The organism is Kocuria cellulosilytica (assembly GCF_040981245.1).
Lineage (GTDB): Bacteria > Actinomycetota > Actinomycetes > Actinomycetales > Micrococcaceae > Kocuria > Kocuria cellulosilytica.
This window is the reverse complement of sequence record NZ_JAVFWZ010000001.1, coordinates 434,154-447,894: the sequence shown is the minus strand read 5'-3', so window position 1 is coordinate 447,894 and position 13,741 is coordinate 434,154. Positions and strand designations below refer to the sequence as shown.

At 74.4% G+C, this 13,741-nt stretch carries 9 protein-coding genes and 1 pseudogene; 6 read left to right on the top strand and 4 right to left on the bottom strand.

What is annotated here, in order from left to right:
• Positions 1-7: 7 nt before the first annotated feature.
• On the top strand, positions 8-556 hold the full coding sequence (locus RCG67_RS02040; protein ID WP_368824615.1) for a hypothetical protein: 549 nt from the start codon (positions 8-10) through the stop codon (positions 554-556).
• Here RCG67_RS02040 and RCG67_RS02035 read toward each other — a convergent pair.
• The gene (locus RCG67_RS02035) at positions 551-1,768 is read right to left on the bottom strand and encodes an MFS transporter (protein WP_368824614.1); all 1,218 of its coding nucleotides are present in this window, start codon (positions 1,766-1,768) and stop codon (positions 551-553) included. The genes RCG67_RS02040 and RCG67_RS02035 overlap by 6 nt on opposite strands.
• Positions 1,769-1,915: 147 nt before the next feature.
• A complete protein-coding gene (locus RCG67_RS02030) occupies positions 1,916-3,205 on the bottom strand; it encodes a Glu/Leu/Phe/Val family dehydrogenase (protein WP_368824613.1) in 1,290 nt (429 codons plus the stop codon).
• 451 nt (positions 3,206-3,656) lie between these two features.
• On the opposite strand from RCG67_RS02030, the gene RCG67_RS02025 reads away from it, so the two are divergent.
• The 4 genes from RCG67_RS02025 (at position 3,657) to RCG67_RS02010 (ending at position 8,303) form a co-directional block, all read left to right on the top strand.
• Positions 3,657-5,225: an alanine/glycine:cation symporter family protein gene (locus RCG67_RS02025; protein ID WP_368824612.1), complete on the top strand. Its 1,569-nt coding sequence runs from the start codon at positions 3,657-3,659 to the stop codon at positions 5,223-5,225.
• Between the two features lie 52 nt (positions 5,226-5,277).
• Entirely contained in the window at positions 5,278-6,225 is a 948-nt protein-coding gene (locus RCG67_RS02020; protein ID WP_368824611.1) for an ornithine cyclodeaminase family protein, read from the top strand.
• A 76-nt stretch (positions 6,226-6,301) separates the two neighbouring features.
• Positions 6,302-7,540 (top strand): FAD-dependent oxidoreductase, encoded by a 1,239-nt coding sequence (locus RCG67_RS02015; protein ID WP_368824610.1) that lies wholly within the window; start codon positions 6,302-6,304, stop codon positions 7,538-7,540.
• A gap of 76 nt (positions 7,541-7,616) precedes the next feature.
• Complete coding sequence (locus RCG67_RS02010) at positions 7,617-8,303, top strand: GntR family transcriptional regulator (RefSeq protein ID WP_368824716.1); 687 nt, start codon at positions 7,617-7,619, stop codon at positions 8,301-8,303.
• Between the two features lie 64 nt (positions 8,304-8,367).
• Here the strand turns inward: RCG67_RS02010 and RCG67_RS02005 are convergent.
• Positions 8,368-9,039, bottom strand: a pseudogene (locus tag RCG67_RS02005) (DNA alkylation repair protein).
• Between the two features lie 262 nt (positions 9,040-9,301).
• On the opposite strand from RCG67_RS02005, the gene RCG67_RS02000 reads away from it, so the two are divergent.
• The gene (locus tag RCG67_RS02000; RefSeq protein ID WP_368824609.1) at positions 9,302-10,651 is read left to right on the top strand and encodes an alkaline phosphatase PhoX; all 1,350 of its coding nucleotides are present in this window, start codon (positions 9,302-9,304) and stop codon (positions 10,649-10,651) included.
• Between the two features lie 81 nt (positions 10,652-10,732).
• Here RCG67_RS02000 and RCG67_RS01995 read toward each other — a convergent pair whose 3' ends face one another.
• Positions 10,733-13,678 (bottom strand): AfsR/SARP family transcriptional regulator, encoded by a 2,946-nt coding sequence (locus tag RCG67_RS01995; protein WP_368824608.1) that lies wholly within the window; start codon positions 13,676-13,678, stop codon positions 10,733-10,735.
• Positions 13,679-13,741 lie beyond the last annotated feature (63 nt).

The following is a 13,741-nucleotide window of genomic DNA, read 5'->3' as shown; positions in this document are numbered from 1 at the left end:
GGGTGACATGAGCATCGAGGACGAGCACCGCCCCCGGGACGCCGCACAGAGCACGAGACGGCAGGAGCCCGGCCGCGGGACCCCACCGGTGTCCGGAGCCCACGCGGCGGCGCTGCAACGGGCTTTGGACGAGGTGCGGGAGGTCGGGATCGAGGCGAGCGAGCTGCTGCGCCGGGAGGGCCTGAAGCCGGCCAGGCTCGCGCACGTTCCGCGCGGCGCCAGGTCCTATCCCGTGGTGGGCCACGCGTTCTCCCGGGTGGCGTGCGGCCACGGGTGGCACGTGGTGCGCGGCGTGGTCGTGGGCACGGACGGCCGGCTGTGGGCGCGCCGACGGGAACACGGCGCCACCCCGCAGCAGGACCTGGGCGCGTGGCGGCTGGACGTCGAGCCGCCCGGTGACGGACTCGAGCTGCCTCCGCCCGTGCAGTTCGACGGGACCTCCCTGCACACCCTGCGGAGGATCTCCGAGCACGAGTGCCTGAAGGTCGACCTCGTCGACCGCCTCATGGACGGCTACGCCCGGCTGCTCATCCTGCACCACCGCCGGAGGTCATGAGCGGGGCGAGCGGTTCCGGAGCAGGCCCAGGAGCACGATGACGGCCAGCAGCATCACCATGGCCGCGTAGCCGACGGCCGTGGGCACCAGGCCCGCCGCACCCGCGACGGCCCCGGCCGCCACGGCCGGGATGCTGTGCGAGAGGTAGCTGACCACGTAGATCGCCGAGAGCAGCCCCGCCCGCTCGTGCGGTGCCGCCTGCGGCAGGAGCAGGCGCAGCACCCCGAGGAAGCCGGCCCCGAAGCCGACGCCGGCCAGCACCGTCGCCGCGAGGTACAGGCCCACGGACCCGACGGCGAGCGCCGCGATCGTGGCGGCCATGCCCGCCACCAGGACGCTCATGCCCACGGCGAGCACCCGCCGGGGTGCGGTCGAGCCGAAGAAGAGGATCGCTATCCCGCCGGTGCCCGTCAGGGCCGCGACCACCACGCCGGTGAGCACCACGGAGTCCGCCCCGGTCAGCGAGCGCACCAGGCTGGGGCCCAGGGAGATGATCAGCCCGCCCAGGGACCAGCACGCGGCCGCGGCGGGCAGCACCCACACCGCCGAGCGCCGCACGGCCGGCGGGAAGGAGACGCGCGGGCGCAGCGAGGCCAGAGCCCCGGGGACCCGCTCCACGGTTTCGGGGCCGAGCGCTGTGCCGACGACCTGCAGCACCAGCAGCCCGAGCAGCACCAGGTAGACGGCGTCGATCATCCCCGGGGCGGCCGCGACGATGAGGCTCGAGGCCACCGCTCCCCCGGCCAGGCCCAGGATCGGCCCCGCCCCGGTGAGCACGGTGCCCAGCCCCCGGCGGCCCTCCGGCTCGAGCTCGATCACGTAGGCGCCGAGGGCGCCGGTGGCGGTGCCGGTCGCCACGCCCTGGACCAGGCGGGCCGCCACCAGGGTGGCCTCGCTGTCGGCGGCCACGAACACGACCATCGCGGCGATCTCCAGGACCAGGGCGGCCAGCAGCACCGGGCGGCGCCCCAGGTGGTCGGACAGCGACCCCACCGTGAGCAGCGCGGTCAGCAGGGCCACCACGTACGCGGCGAAGATGACGGTCAGCACGACCGGCGGGAAGCCCCACAGCTCCTGGTACAGCGGATACAGCGGACTCGGCGCACTGGAGGCGGCCAGCAGCACCACGAGCACGGACGCCTGCACCCAGAAGGCCGCACGGGCGGACAGCACGGGACCACGACGAGGTGCGGCACCGGGGACGGAGGGCATGCGGACCTTTCGGGACGGACCGGGGCAGCGCGAGGGCTGCGATCGAAGCTCACGGTAGCGCCCCGGAGGCCCCGCAGGAGATTCGCGCCGCCCCGGCGGGATGCCCGTGCCCGGCCCCGGCCCTCCGGGCGCCCGTCCTCCGGTGGATCAGGGGTAGAGGCCGCGGGTGCGGTGGGCGTCGGCCACGCGCTCGACGGCGGTGACGGTGGCGGCCTCGCGCAGGGTGAGGTCCCGGGCCGCGGCGACGTCGAGCAGGAGGTGCCAGGCGGAGAGCATGCGGTGCTCGAGCCGGTGGTCGACCTCCTGGCGGGACCACCAGTAGGCCTGGTTGGACTGCACCCACTCGAAGTAGGAGACGATCACCCCTCCGGCGTTGGCCAGGATGTCCGGGACGACCAGCACCCCCTTCTCGGTGAAGACCCGGTCGGCGTCGGCGGTGGTGGGACCGTTGGCGCCCTCGACGATCACCCGGGCGCGGACGTCGTGGGCGTTGGCGCCGGTGAGCACCCCCTCCACGGCCGCGGGCACCAGGAGGTCCACCTCCAGGGTCAGCAGCTGCTCGCCGGGGATCTCCTCGGTCCCGGGGAAGCCGCCGACGGAGCCGGTGGCGGCCACGTGCTCCTGGAGGGCGCGGATGTTCAGGCCCTCGGCCTGGTGGACGGCCCCGTACTGGTCGGCGACGGACACGACCTTCACCCCGGCCTCGGTGAGGAACAGGGCGGCGTCGGCGCCCACCTTCCCGAAGCCCTGCACCGCCGCGGTGGCCCGCGCCGCGGGAATGCCGACGTGCTCGAGGGCGGCCAGGGCGATGTGCACCACCCCGGCCGAGGTCGCCGAGGCCCGGCCCAGGGACCCACCGAGGCTCACCGGCTTGCCGGTGACCACTCCGGGCACGGTGTAGCCGGAGGAGACCGAGAAGGTGTCCATCATCCAGGCCATGGTCTGCTCGTCGGTGCCGATGTCCGGGGCGGGGATGTCCTTGTCGGGGCCGATGATGGGCAGGATCTCGGAGGTGTAGCGGCGGGTCAGCCGCTCGATCTCGGGGCGGGAGCAGCGGCGGGGGTCCACCGTGATCCCGCCCTTGGCGCCGCCGTAGGGGACGTCGATCAGGGCGCACTTCCAGGTCATCCACATCGCCAGGGCGCGGACCTCGTCGAGGTCGACCCGCGGGCTGTAGCGCACCCCGCCCTTGGCCGGGCCCCGGGAGACGTTGTGCTGGACCCGGTGGCCGGTCAGCACGTCCACCGAGCCGTCGTCACGGCGCAGCGGGATGGACACGGTCATCTCCCGCCGCGGGCGGGCCAGCAGGGCGTGCAGGCCCGGGCCGTAGCCCAGGGTGGCCACGGCGGAGGCCAGCTGCGCCTGGGCGTCGACCAGTGGGCCCGTGGTGTGGGAGGTGGTACCCATCTCGGGCAGGGACGACACGTCGGTGGTCATGGCAGCTGGTTCTCCTGGCGGCAGGGAAGGGAGGGCGCGGCACGAGCAACTCCTGCCGGCGGCAGTGTGACGTGCACAACACCAGTGTGCGCCCCGGGAGCCATCAGGAACAGTGACGATTAGTGGGTAGAAATCATCAGAATCGCTTCCCGAACAGATACTGATGCCTGAGGCCCGAGCAGGGCGGGCCATGTCCGAGCCACTTCCACTCCGCGTCAAGAGCCGGTTTCAAGCAGGAAAAATCCCGGGAACGAGAGTGAGGTATTACACCTCTGTACGCTACGCTGATGACCGAAAGATCCACATCACATGCCCGTGTGGTGTTCGAGCTCCCGGGCCGCGGCCCGACGATCCACCGCCTCCCACGCGCCACCGCAGACCGTCCGACCGTCTGGAGAATCGCCATGAACCCCACTGCCCCTCCCGCCCGCTCGTCCGCGGTGATGCCGGCATGAGCCCCTCCGCTGCCGTTCCGATGTCCGTGCCGATCGTTCCCCGCGTGAGCGTGGACGAGGCGCTCGAGGGCTTCTTCGGCCCCCTGGTCGACGTCCTCGAGTCGATCGTGTTCTTCGCCGTCCCGATCGGTGAGGCCCAGCTGCCACTGCTGGTCGTGTGGCTCTTCGGCGGCGCCGTGTTCCTCACGGTCCTCGTCGGCTTCAAGCCGTGGCGCGACATGCCGCACAGCCTGAAGATCATCCGCGGCCACTACAACCGCTACGACGACCCCGGGCAGGTCACCAGCTTCCAGGCCCTGGCCACCGAGCTCTCCGGCACGGTGGGGCTGGGCAACATCGCCGGCGTGGCCGTGGCCATCTCCATCGGCGGGCCCGGCGCCTCCCTGTGGATCATCATCGCCGGGCTGCTCGGCATGTCGGTGAAGATGGCCGAGGCCGTCCTGGGCCAGAAGTACCGCCGGGTGCACGCCAACGGCACGATCTCCGGCGGACCCATGTACTACCTGCGCGACGGCCTGGCCGAGCGCGGGCTGCCGCGGCTGGGCAAGGTGCTCTCCTACGCCTTCGCGGTCTTCATGATGATCGGCGCCCTGGGCGCGGGCAACGTCTTCCAGGCCAACCAGCTCGCCGCCCAGGTGACCCTGGCCACCGGGGGCGAGGACAGCTTCTTCGCCGGCTCCGCCTGGCTGATCGGCCTCGGCGTGGCCGTCGTCGCCGGGACCGTGATCCTCGGCGGCATCACCTCGATCGCCCGCTGGACCAGCAAGCTCACGCCCCTGATGGCCATGCTCTACCTCGGCTGCGTGCTCGTGATCCTCGCCGTGAACATCACCCAGCTGCCCGCGGCGATCGGCCTCATGTTCTCCAGCGCCTTCACCGGGGAGGGAGTCACCGGCGGCCTCGTCGGGGTGGCCATCATCGGGATCCAGCGCGCCGTGTTCTCCAACGCGGCCGGGGTGGGCACCGCCGGGCTGGCGCACTCCGTGACGAAGAACCGCCGGCCGGCCCAGGAGGGCTTCGTGGCCGCCTGGGAGCCGTTCATCGACTCCGTGGTCATCTGCACCATGACCGCCCTGGCCGTCATCGTCACCGGGCAGTACCTCAACACCTCGTCCGACGGGGTGGGCATCACCACCGCGGCCTTCGCCACGGTGAACGGGTTCTTCCCGTACCTGCTGACCGTGTGCGTGGTGCTCTTCGCCTTCTCCACGATCCTGAGCTACTCCTACTACGGCAAGAAGGCCACCGGCTACCTCTTCGGCGACAGCTGGATCGCCGAGCGCCTCTACGACCTCGTGTGGGTCGTCATGATCGTGGTCGGTGCGGCCGTGTCCCTGGACACCGTGATCCGCTTCTCCGACGCCATGTTCTTCCTGATGACCGTCCCGAACCTGCTGGGCGTCTTCCTGCTCGCCAAGGTGATCCGGAGGGAGGTCTTCGGCCACCGCGAGGACCTCCGCACCGGCCAGCTGCCCCTCGTGGCCCACGCCGACCGCAGCACCATCATGGGCAACCCGACCACGGGGGCCCGGACGGACACCGGCCCGAGCGTGGTGGAGACGTGATCCGCCGCGCCGCCTTCCGCACCACTTCCTGCGACCTCCTGGAGGAACCCCGATGAGCCCGACCGACATCCATGACATTGCCGTCGTCACCGCCGGCCAGGTGCCCGAGCACCTGCCGATGACCCGGGCCGTCGCCGCCCTGGAACAGGCCCTGCAGGACGGGCTGGACCCCGCGGCCGCCCTGCCCCGCAGCAGCGTCCCGCTGGAGAAGGGCAGTTTCCTGCTGATGCCCGGAGAGCACGGCGGATACGCCGGCGTGAAGGTGCTCACGGTCGCCCCCGGGAACTCCCGGCGGGGGCTGCCGAAGATCCAGGGCAACTTCATGCTCTTCGACGCCGACACCCTCCGGCCCCTGGCGCTGATCGAGGGCACCGCGCTCACGGCCATCCGCACCCCGGCCGTGTCCGCCCTGGCCGTCGACCACCTGGCCCCCGCCGGGAGCGCCGCCCTGCTCGTCTTCGGCACCGGGCCGCAGGCCCTGCACCACGTGCGCGCGGTCGCGGCCGTGCGGGCCCTGACCACGGTGACGGTGGTCGGCCGGACGGAGACGAGCACCGACGCGTTCGTCGACGGGCTGCGGGCCGAGGGCCACGACGCCCGCCGCGGCACGGCCGCCGACGTGGCCGGGGCGGACATCATCACCTGCTGCACCAGCGCCCGGGAGCCGCTCTTCGACGGCTCGCTGGTGCGGGACGACGCCGTCGTCGTCGCCATGGGCTCGCACGAGCCCGACGCCCGCGAGGTCGACGACGAGCTGGTGGCCCGCAGCACCGTCTACGTGGAGGACGTCGCGACGGCGCTGCGCGAGGCCGGCGACGTGATCATCGGCATCGAGCACGGGGCCATCGCCGCGGAGGACCTGCACGAGCTCGCCGACCTGGTCCGCAGCGGCCCCCGGCCCCGGACCGGTCCGGCCTTCTTCAAGAGCGTGGGCATGGGCTGGCAGGACCTGGTCACCGCCCGCGTCGTCTACGAGGACCTCGACCGCACCGACGACTGAGGACCCCGCTCGTCCGGGCGCCGGAACCGTGCACCCCGGCGCCCGGGCAGCACCCCACGCCCTAGGAAGGAACCCCATGAGAACGATCGTCATCGGGGCAGGAGCCATCGGCCTGTCCTCGGCGTACTACCTGCGCAAGAGCGGCGTCGAGGTCACCGTCGTCGACCCGGCACCGCCCGGGTCCAAGGCCTCGGCGCACAACGCCGGATGGGTGGTGCCCAGCATGTCGGCCCCGGTCCCGGCGCCGGGCGTGCTGCTCCAGGCGCTGCGCTGGATGCTGCGCCGGGACAGCCCGCTCTACGTCTCCCCCGTCCTCGACCCGCAGTTCGCCCGGTTCATGCTCACCATGCTCCGCCACTGCACCACCGCCCGGTTCGAGGCCGGGCTGAAGGTCCTGGCCGAGCTCGGCGCGGAGACCCTGCAGCTGTTCGACGAGATGGCCGCCGACGGGGTGGAGTTCGAGAGCCACACCGGCCCCCTGACCATGCTGTTCCGGGACGCCACGAAGCTCGAGGCCCACATCGGCGAGCTGGAGACCATGGCCGCCCTCATTCCCGGCTTCTCCTGGCGGGCCCTGGACCACTCCGGCCTGGACCGGGAGCTCCCGGACGTCGCGGGCGGAGTCGCCGGTGGACTGCAGACCCTGGGGGACCGCTCCCTGGACCCGGCCTCCTTCACCGCCGGCCTCGCCGCCGCCTGCGCGGGGGAGGGTATCGAGTTCCGCCTGGGCCGCTCCGCCTCCCTGCGGCAGGAGGCGGACGCCTCCGTCTCGGTGGTCGTCGGCGACGAGGTGCTGCGCGGCGACCGTGTCGTGGTCGCCGCCGGGGTCTGGACCGATCAGATCCTCCGGGGCATCCACGAGCGCGTGCTGCTGCAGGCGGGCAAGGGCTACGGCTTCGACCTGCCCCTGGAGGCCGGCGGTCCGGCGCACCCGCTGTACCTGGCGGAGGCCAAGGTGGCGGTCACCCCGCTGGCCGCCAAGGTCCGCGTCGCCGGCACCATGGGCTTCGGGGGCCTCGACGAGACCATCAGCGCGGTGCGCGCCGGAGGGGTCCTCGCCGGCCTGCCCGCCTACTTCACCCGGTGGCCCGACCTCTCCACGAAGCCCCAGCCGTGGACGGGGCTGCGCCCCATGACCCCCGACGGGCTGCCGATCATCGGGCCCCTGCCGCGGCACCCGCACGTGCTGGTGGCCACCGGACACGCCATGCTGGGCATCAGCCTCGCCCCGCCCACGGGCCGGCTGATCGCGGAGATGGTCACGGGCCGGTCCCCCGCCCGGCACCGGGCAGCGCTGGCCGCCGACCGCTTCTGACCGGCCGGGGCGGCCGGCCCCGCTATCCTGGGTGTGAAACCTTAAGCACCGCAGGAGGGAGGGGAACACCGTGAGCATGCCACTGACCTGGAACGACACCCCTGGGGAGTCGGTCGCCCGGCAGAGCTACCGGGAGCAGGCCGCGCGCATCATCCGGGCGCAGATCATCTCGGGACGGATCGAACCGGGCTCCCTCTACTCCATCGGGGAGATCGCCGAGAAGCTCAACGTCTCGATCACCCCGGTGCGCGAGGCCCTGCACGATCTCGCCCGGGAGGGCCTGATCGAGATGAGGCGCAACCGCGGCTTCCTCGTGCGCACGCCCTCCGGCCAGGAGCTCGACGAGATCGTCCAGATCCGGGCCATGCTGGAGGTCTCCGCGGTGCGGGAGATCACCGAGCGCGGCCTGGTCACCGACTTCGCGCCGCTGCGGCAGCTGAGCCGCAGGACGATGGTCTTCGCCGAGGCGGGCGAGTGGGTGGGCTTCCTGGACACCGACCGCGAGTTCCACCTGTCCCTCCTCGCCGCCCTGGGCAACCCGAAGCTGCTCGAACTCGTCGGCTCCCTGCGCGACCAGAGCCGCCTCTTCGGCCTGGACAAGATGGCCGGCTCGCCCGACTTCGTGGAGTCCACCCGGGAGCACGAGCTGCTCCTCGACGCCGTGGAGGAGGGCGATCCCGAGCGGGCGGCGTCGATCATGGCCCAGCACCTCCGGCACGTCCGGGGCGTCTGGGCCGGGGAGAGCGAGCCCGAGCAGGCCTGACCCGAGGTTCCGTCCGCGCTCCGGCTCCCTCTCGGTCGGGCCTGACCCGGGGTCCGGCCGCGATCTAGGGTTCGCTGCGGCGGCGCACGATCTCCGCGATCCAGACGGGCGCGAACGGGGACGTGCAGTTCGGCGGCGTCGGGTAGTCCTTGAGCACCTCCAGGCGCTCCCCGATCTCGAGGGCCCGGGCCCGGTGCTCGGGGTGCTCGATCCCGATCTGCGCCAGGCAGGAGTTCATCGCCCACTGCAGGCGGTCCGGGGCGTCCTGCATCTCCGCCTCGATGACGTCGAGCAGGCCGGCGAGGTCGAGGCCCTCGGGCCGCTTCCCCACGCGCTCGGTGGTCAGCGCCCAGCCGGCGCTCGCCACCACGGGATCCGGATCGGCGAATCAGGCCAGCCGCAGCTCCTCGGCGTGCGGGCTCTTCCGCACCACGTAGTTCACGAACCAGTCGTGCACCTTGGGAATGCGCGCCTCGCTGACCATGGCGTCCAGCTCGTCCCGCTCGAACGCCTTCGGGCGGCAGACCAGCAGCGCCAGCAGCCGCGCCGCGGTGTCCCCGGTCTCCCAGAGCCGGCGCGCGAGGTCCTGCCGTGTTCCCAGCCGCTTGGCGACCGCCCGCAGCTTCGTGAGGTTCACCCCGTGGTCGTCGCCGTGCCGCTCGTTCACCGCGCGCGCCCTCGGGTCCTCGAGGGCGGCCAGCTCGGCCAGCACCTCGGCCACCGTCGTCTCGGCCACCTCGGCCTCCTGTCCGTCTCGGGTGCGTCCCAGCCTACGAGGGACGCGACGCCGGCGAGCGCTCCCGTCGTCGTCGGCCGTCCCGGGCGTGGCGCACGGTCCGCGAAACCGACGGGTTCCGGCCGTCCCCGTTCTCGATCGCGAAGGAATCCGCCACGTCCTCGACGCACGGCATTCACGGCGTGCTGGCCCGCTGTTCGGATTGCCCTGGTGGGCTCGGTCGACGGAAGCACCCCCGACCCCCCGTGAGGACAGCACCGAGATGACGACAGCACAGACCCCGACGACGGCAGCGGTAGGACGCCGCGGACTCCTGAAGGCCGGCGGGGCGATGGGCGCCGCCGCCGCCCTGGCCGCGCTGATGGGCAACACCGCCCACGCCGCCCAGGGGCGGGCGCGCGGCGACGACACCATGCAGGCGCCGGACAACGGCGGCTACGGACCGCTGCGGCCCGCTCCGGGCGGCGAGCTGCTGCTGCCGGCCGGCTTCTCCTACGTGGCCTTCGGCCACACCGGCACCCCCATGAGCGACGGCACGCCGACGCCGGGCAAGCACGACGGCATGGCCGCGTTCGACGGCGGGAACGGCATGATCCAGCTGGTGCGCAACCACGAGCAGGCCGAGGGGCCGGCCTTCGGCGCGCGCAGCTACGACCCGAACGCCGCCGGCGGCACCACCAACCTGGTCTTCGACCCCGCCGCCATGGCGCTGGTCAGCACCTGGCCGTCCCTGACCGGCACCATCCGCAACTGTGCCGGCGGCCCCACCCCGGCGGGCACGTGGCTGACCTGCGAGGAGACGTTCACCGGCCTGGACGTGGCGCACCCGCACGGCTACGTGTTCGAGGTCCCCGCGGACGCCACCGCGCCGGTGGACCCGGTGCCGCTCAAGGCGATGGGCCGGTTCACCCACGAGGCGGTCGCGGTCGACCCGAGGACCGGCATCGTCTACGAGACGGAGGACCGCGGCACCTCGGGGTTCTACCGGTTCCTCCCGAACGACCGGGACAAGCTCTCCGCCGGCGGGACGCTGCAGATGCTGGCCGTGAAGGCCCAACCGCAGTACGACACCCGCTACAGCCAGCGCGTCGGCAAGCCCCTGCCGGTCGAGTGGGTCGACATCGCCGATCCGGACCCGGACAGCACCGACACCCTGGCCGTGTTCAAGCAGGGCCACCAGCAGGGCGGCGCGGTCTTCGCCCGGCTCGAGGGCGCCTGGTACGGCGACGGGTCGATCTACATCAACTCCACCAGCGGCGGCGACGCCGGTCTCGGCCAGGTGTGGGAGTACCGGCCCCGCGGGAACTCCGGCGGCCAGCTGGTGCTGGTCTACGAGTCGACCGACCCGGAGGTGCTGCAGGCCCCGGACAACCTCTGCGTCTCCCCCAACACCGGCGGCCTGGTGCTGTGCGAGGACGGCGGCGGCAAGGACCTGCTGCGCGGGGTCACCACCGAGGGCCGGATCTTCGACGTGGCGGAGCTGAACTCCCCGAACACCAGTGAGCTGGCCGGTGCCACGTTCAGCCCGGACGGCCGGATCCTGTTCTTCAACGTGCAGAGCCCCGGCATCACCTACGCCGTCACCGGCCCGTGGGAGAACGGCGCGCTGTAGGACGCCCGGGGTGCTCCGGCACCCGAGAAGAACCGCAGGGACGCCGCCGGGACGCCGCCGGGAGGACACCGGGCGGCGTCCCTACGCGGTGCCGGCCGGACCCGGGAACGGGCGGGCACTGAGCTCCTCAGCGGTGTCCCGGGCGCGGTCGAGGACCTCGGTGCGCGGGAGCAGCCGCGCGAGCGTGGCGATCCGGTGCGCGCGCTCCGCACCGAGCTCCTTCCGCACGGTGGCCCGCAGCGCCCGGTAGCGCTCGACATCGGGGCCGGCCAGCCCGGGGGCCGACTCGGACGTCTCGGCGGCGGCGAGGACCAGCTCGGCCGCGTCCGGGCGCCCGCCGGCGGCGAACAGCTCGGCGAGGATCCGCAGCGTGGTCCACAGCTGGGGCCAGTGGCCGGCGCGCCGCTGGAGCTCGAGCAGCGTGCGCGCCAGCTCCAGGGCCTCCGCCGCCCGCCCGGTCCGGGTGAGCGCGGAGAGCAGCGCCACCCGGGCGACCGCCGAGACCTGCTCGGCGCGCACACCATCGGCCAGCCGCGCGGCCTCCCGCAGGACGTCGGCGGCCGCTCCCGGGTCAGCGGCCAGCAGCACCTCCCCGCTCGCGTAGAGGGCGAACGCGACCCGGGACGCCGCGCCGCTGCGCTCGGCCGCCCGGCGGGCCGCGACCGCGTGCTCCTCGGCCATCTGCTTCGCCCCGTCCGCCGCGTGCGCCAGCGCCAGCACCGCGTGGGCGTCGACCGCGTACGCGTCCGGCAGGCCGGGAATCACCAGGACGTCCCGCCAGCAGCGCGCCGCCTCGCCCCGGTCCCCGGCGTACATCGCCGCGATGCCCCGGGCCGCCAGCGCCAGGTACCGCTCGGCCGGCGTCGAGGCCGCCCGGAGGGCCCGCTCCCCGAGCCGGCGCGCGCGGGCCGGCTCACCGCGCTCGTCGGCGGCGAGCGCGGCGGCTCCGAGGGCGAGCGCGGCGGCCGCGGTCCCGTCGAGGCCGGGGTGCTCCCCGACCCGCAGAGCCAGCTCGGACAGCACCGGGCCCGGGACCCAGTGCACGCACAGCCCGAGGGCGCCGACGGTGCGGGCGGCCGGTTCGAGGCGACCGGCCGCGAGGGCGCCGGCGACGGCGGAGGCCAGGTCCCCGCGGGCGAGCTCGAGCCCGCGCAGCGCCGCGCCGCACGCCGGACCGGCCGCCTCGCGGGCGCACCGCTCGGCGTGGCCGGCCGCCCAGGCCCAGAAGGCCGCGGCCGTGCCGTCGTCGGCGCGCTCGGCGGCGAAGGCCCGGATGATCCCGAGCAGCCGGTACCGCGTGGCCGCGCCGTCCTCCACGGACAGCACGAGCGAGGCCTGGACGAGCCGGGCGAGCCCCGCCCGGGCCTCACCCGGCTCGGGGGCGACCTGCTCGGCGGCCTCGAGGTCGAAGGTGCCGGTGAACGCGGACAGCCGGCCGAGCAGCGCGCGGTCGGGCGGGGCGAGCAGGGCGTACGACCGGGCGACGACGGCCCGCAGCGGCCCGTGCGCTCCGTCGTCGAGCTGCAGCCCCGACCCGATGCCCTCGAGGACGGGTCGGACGCCGAGCGCGGCCGCCTGCACGGCGGCCAGCTCCAGGGCCAGCGGGAGGCCGTCGAGGCGGCGGCACAGCTCGCCGATGTCGTGCAGAACCGGCGCGGGAAGCGGGGCGGCCGGACGGACGCGGCGCAGCCGGTCGAGGAACAGCCGCACGGAGGCCGTGAGCACGGCCCGGTCCGGGGCGTCCGCCGGGTTCGGCAGCGGCAGCGGCGCCAGCGGGAGGACCTGCTCGGCGGGCAGCGCCAGCCGGTGCCGGCTCGTCGCCAGGACGTGGACCCGCGGCGCCGCCCGGCCCACGGCCTCGACGAGCTGGCGGACCTCGCCGAGGACCCGCTCGCAGCCGTCGAGGACGAGGACGAGCGAGGAGGCCGCGAGGTACTCGAGCACCGCCGTCCGCAGCTTCCCGGCCGCGCCCAGGCCCAGGGCGGCCGCGACGCGGGCGTCCGCCTGCGCGGGGGCGGCGTCGTCGAGCTCGACCACAACGGCCGGGCGGGCGAGCCGCCGGGACAGTTCGGGCAGGGCCTCGGCGACGAGCCGGGACTTGCCGATCCCGCCGGGACCGGTGACGCACACCAGGCGGTGCGCGGCCACGGCCCGCAGCAGCTGTTCGACGTCGTCCTCCCGCCCGAGGAAGGCGTCCGCGGACGGCCGCCAGGCGGGCGGCACGGGCGGGGCGGCCGGCACCTGCCGGGCCGGTGGCGCCGGGCGCGCGGGCGACGACGACGGCCCCTCCGGCAGGTCGTGGCCGAGGATCCGCAGCTGCAGCTCCCGCAGGGCCGGTGCGGGGTCCAGGCCCAGCTCGCCGGCGAGGGTGCGGCGCAGCGCGGCGAACCGGTCGAGGGCCTCCGCCGCCCGGCCACCGCGGTAGAGGGCGGTCATGAGCAGCCCGTGGGCCCGCTCCCGCAGCGGCTGCTCGGCGACGAGCTCCTCGAGCGCGGACACGGCGTCGTCGACGGCCCCCGTCTGCAGGGCCAGCACGGCCCGGTCCTCCACGGTCCGCAGCCGCAGCTCCTCCAGCCGCGCGGCCTCGGCCACCGCGAAGCCGCGGTCGGCGAACTCGGCGTAGGCGGGGCCGCGCCACAGCGCCAGCGCCTCGTCGAGCGTCCCGGCCGCCTGGTCCGTCGGCAGCCCGGCGGCCCGCCGGCGGAGCGCCTCGAAGCGGCCGGCGTCGACCGCTCCGTCCGGCAGCGCCAGGCAGTAGCCCGCCGGTCCCGCCCGCACGGCCTCCCCGCCCAGGACCGCGCGCAGCCGGGACACCACGGTGTGCACGGCGCCGCGCGGCCGGGCCGGCACCGCGTCATCACCCCACACCGCCGCGACGAGCGCGTCCACGGAGACCGGGTGCGGGGCGTGCACGGCGAGCGCGGCGAGGGCCGCCCGCGGCCGCGCACCGGGCAGCGCGGCAGGCGTCCCGGCGCGCCGGACCTCGAGCGCCCCCAGGACGCCGATCTCCACCGGGTCCTGTGCCATGTCCCCCATTGTCCGCCGCTGACCGCGCGATGAAAGGTCCGTGACAGGGCCGGGGAGCATCGT

Excerpts from the sequence above, each read along its gene's own strand:
- RCG67_RS02010 (WP_368824716.1), top strand. The coding sequence starts at position 7,617 with ATGCCACTGACCTGGAACGACACCCCTGGGGAGTCGGTCGCCCGGCAG.
- RCG67_RS02000 (WP_368824609.1), top strand. The coding sequence starts at position 9,302 with ATGACGACAGCACAGACCCCGACGACGGCAGCGGTAGGACGCCGCGGA.
- RCG67_RS02025 (WP_368824612.1), top strand. The coding sequence starts at position 3,657 with ATGAGCCCCTCCGCTGCCGTTCCGATGTCCGTGCCGATCGTTCCCCGC.
- RCG67_RS02030 (WP_368824613.1), bottom strand. The coding sequence starts at position 3,205 with ATGACCACCGACGTGTCGTCCCTGCCCGAGATGGGTACCACCTCCCAC.
- RCG67_RS02035 (WP_368824614.1), bottom strand. The coding sequence starts at position 1,768 with ATGCCCTCCGTCCCCGGTGCCGCACCTCGTCGTGGTCCCGTGCTGTCC.
- RCG67_RS02015 (WP_368824610.1), top strand. The coding sequence starts at position 6,302 with ATGAGAACGATCGTCATCGGGGCAGGAGCCATCGGCCTGTCCTCGGCG.
- RCG67_RS02020 (WP_368824611.1), top strand. The coding sequence starts at position 5,278 with ATGAGCCCGACCGACATCCATGACATTGCCGTCGTCACCGCCGGCCAG.
- RCG67_RS01995 (WP_368824608.1), bottom strand. The coding sequence starts at position 13,678 with ATGGCACAGGACCCGGTGGAGATCGGCGTCCTGGGGGCGCTCGAGGTC.
- RCG67_RS02040 (WP_368824615.1), top strand. The coding sequence starts at position 8 with ATGAGCATCGAGGACGAGCACCGCCCCCGGGACGCCGCACAGAGCACG.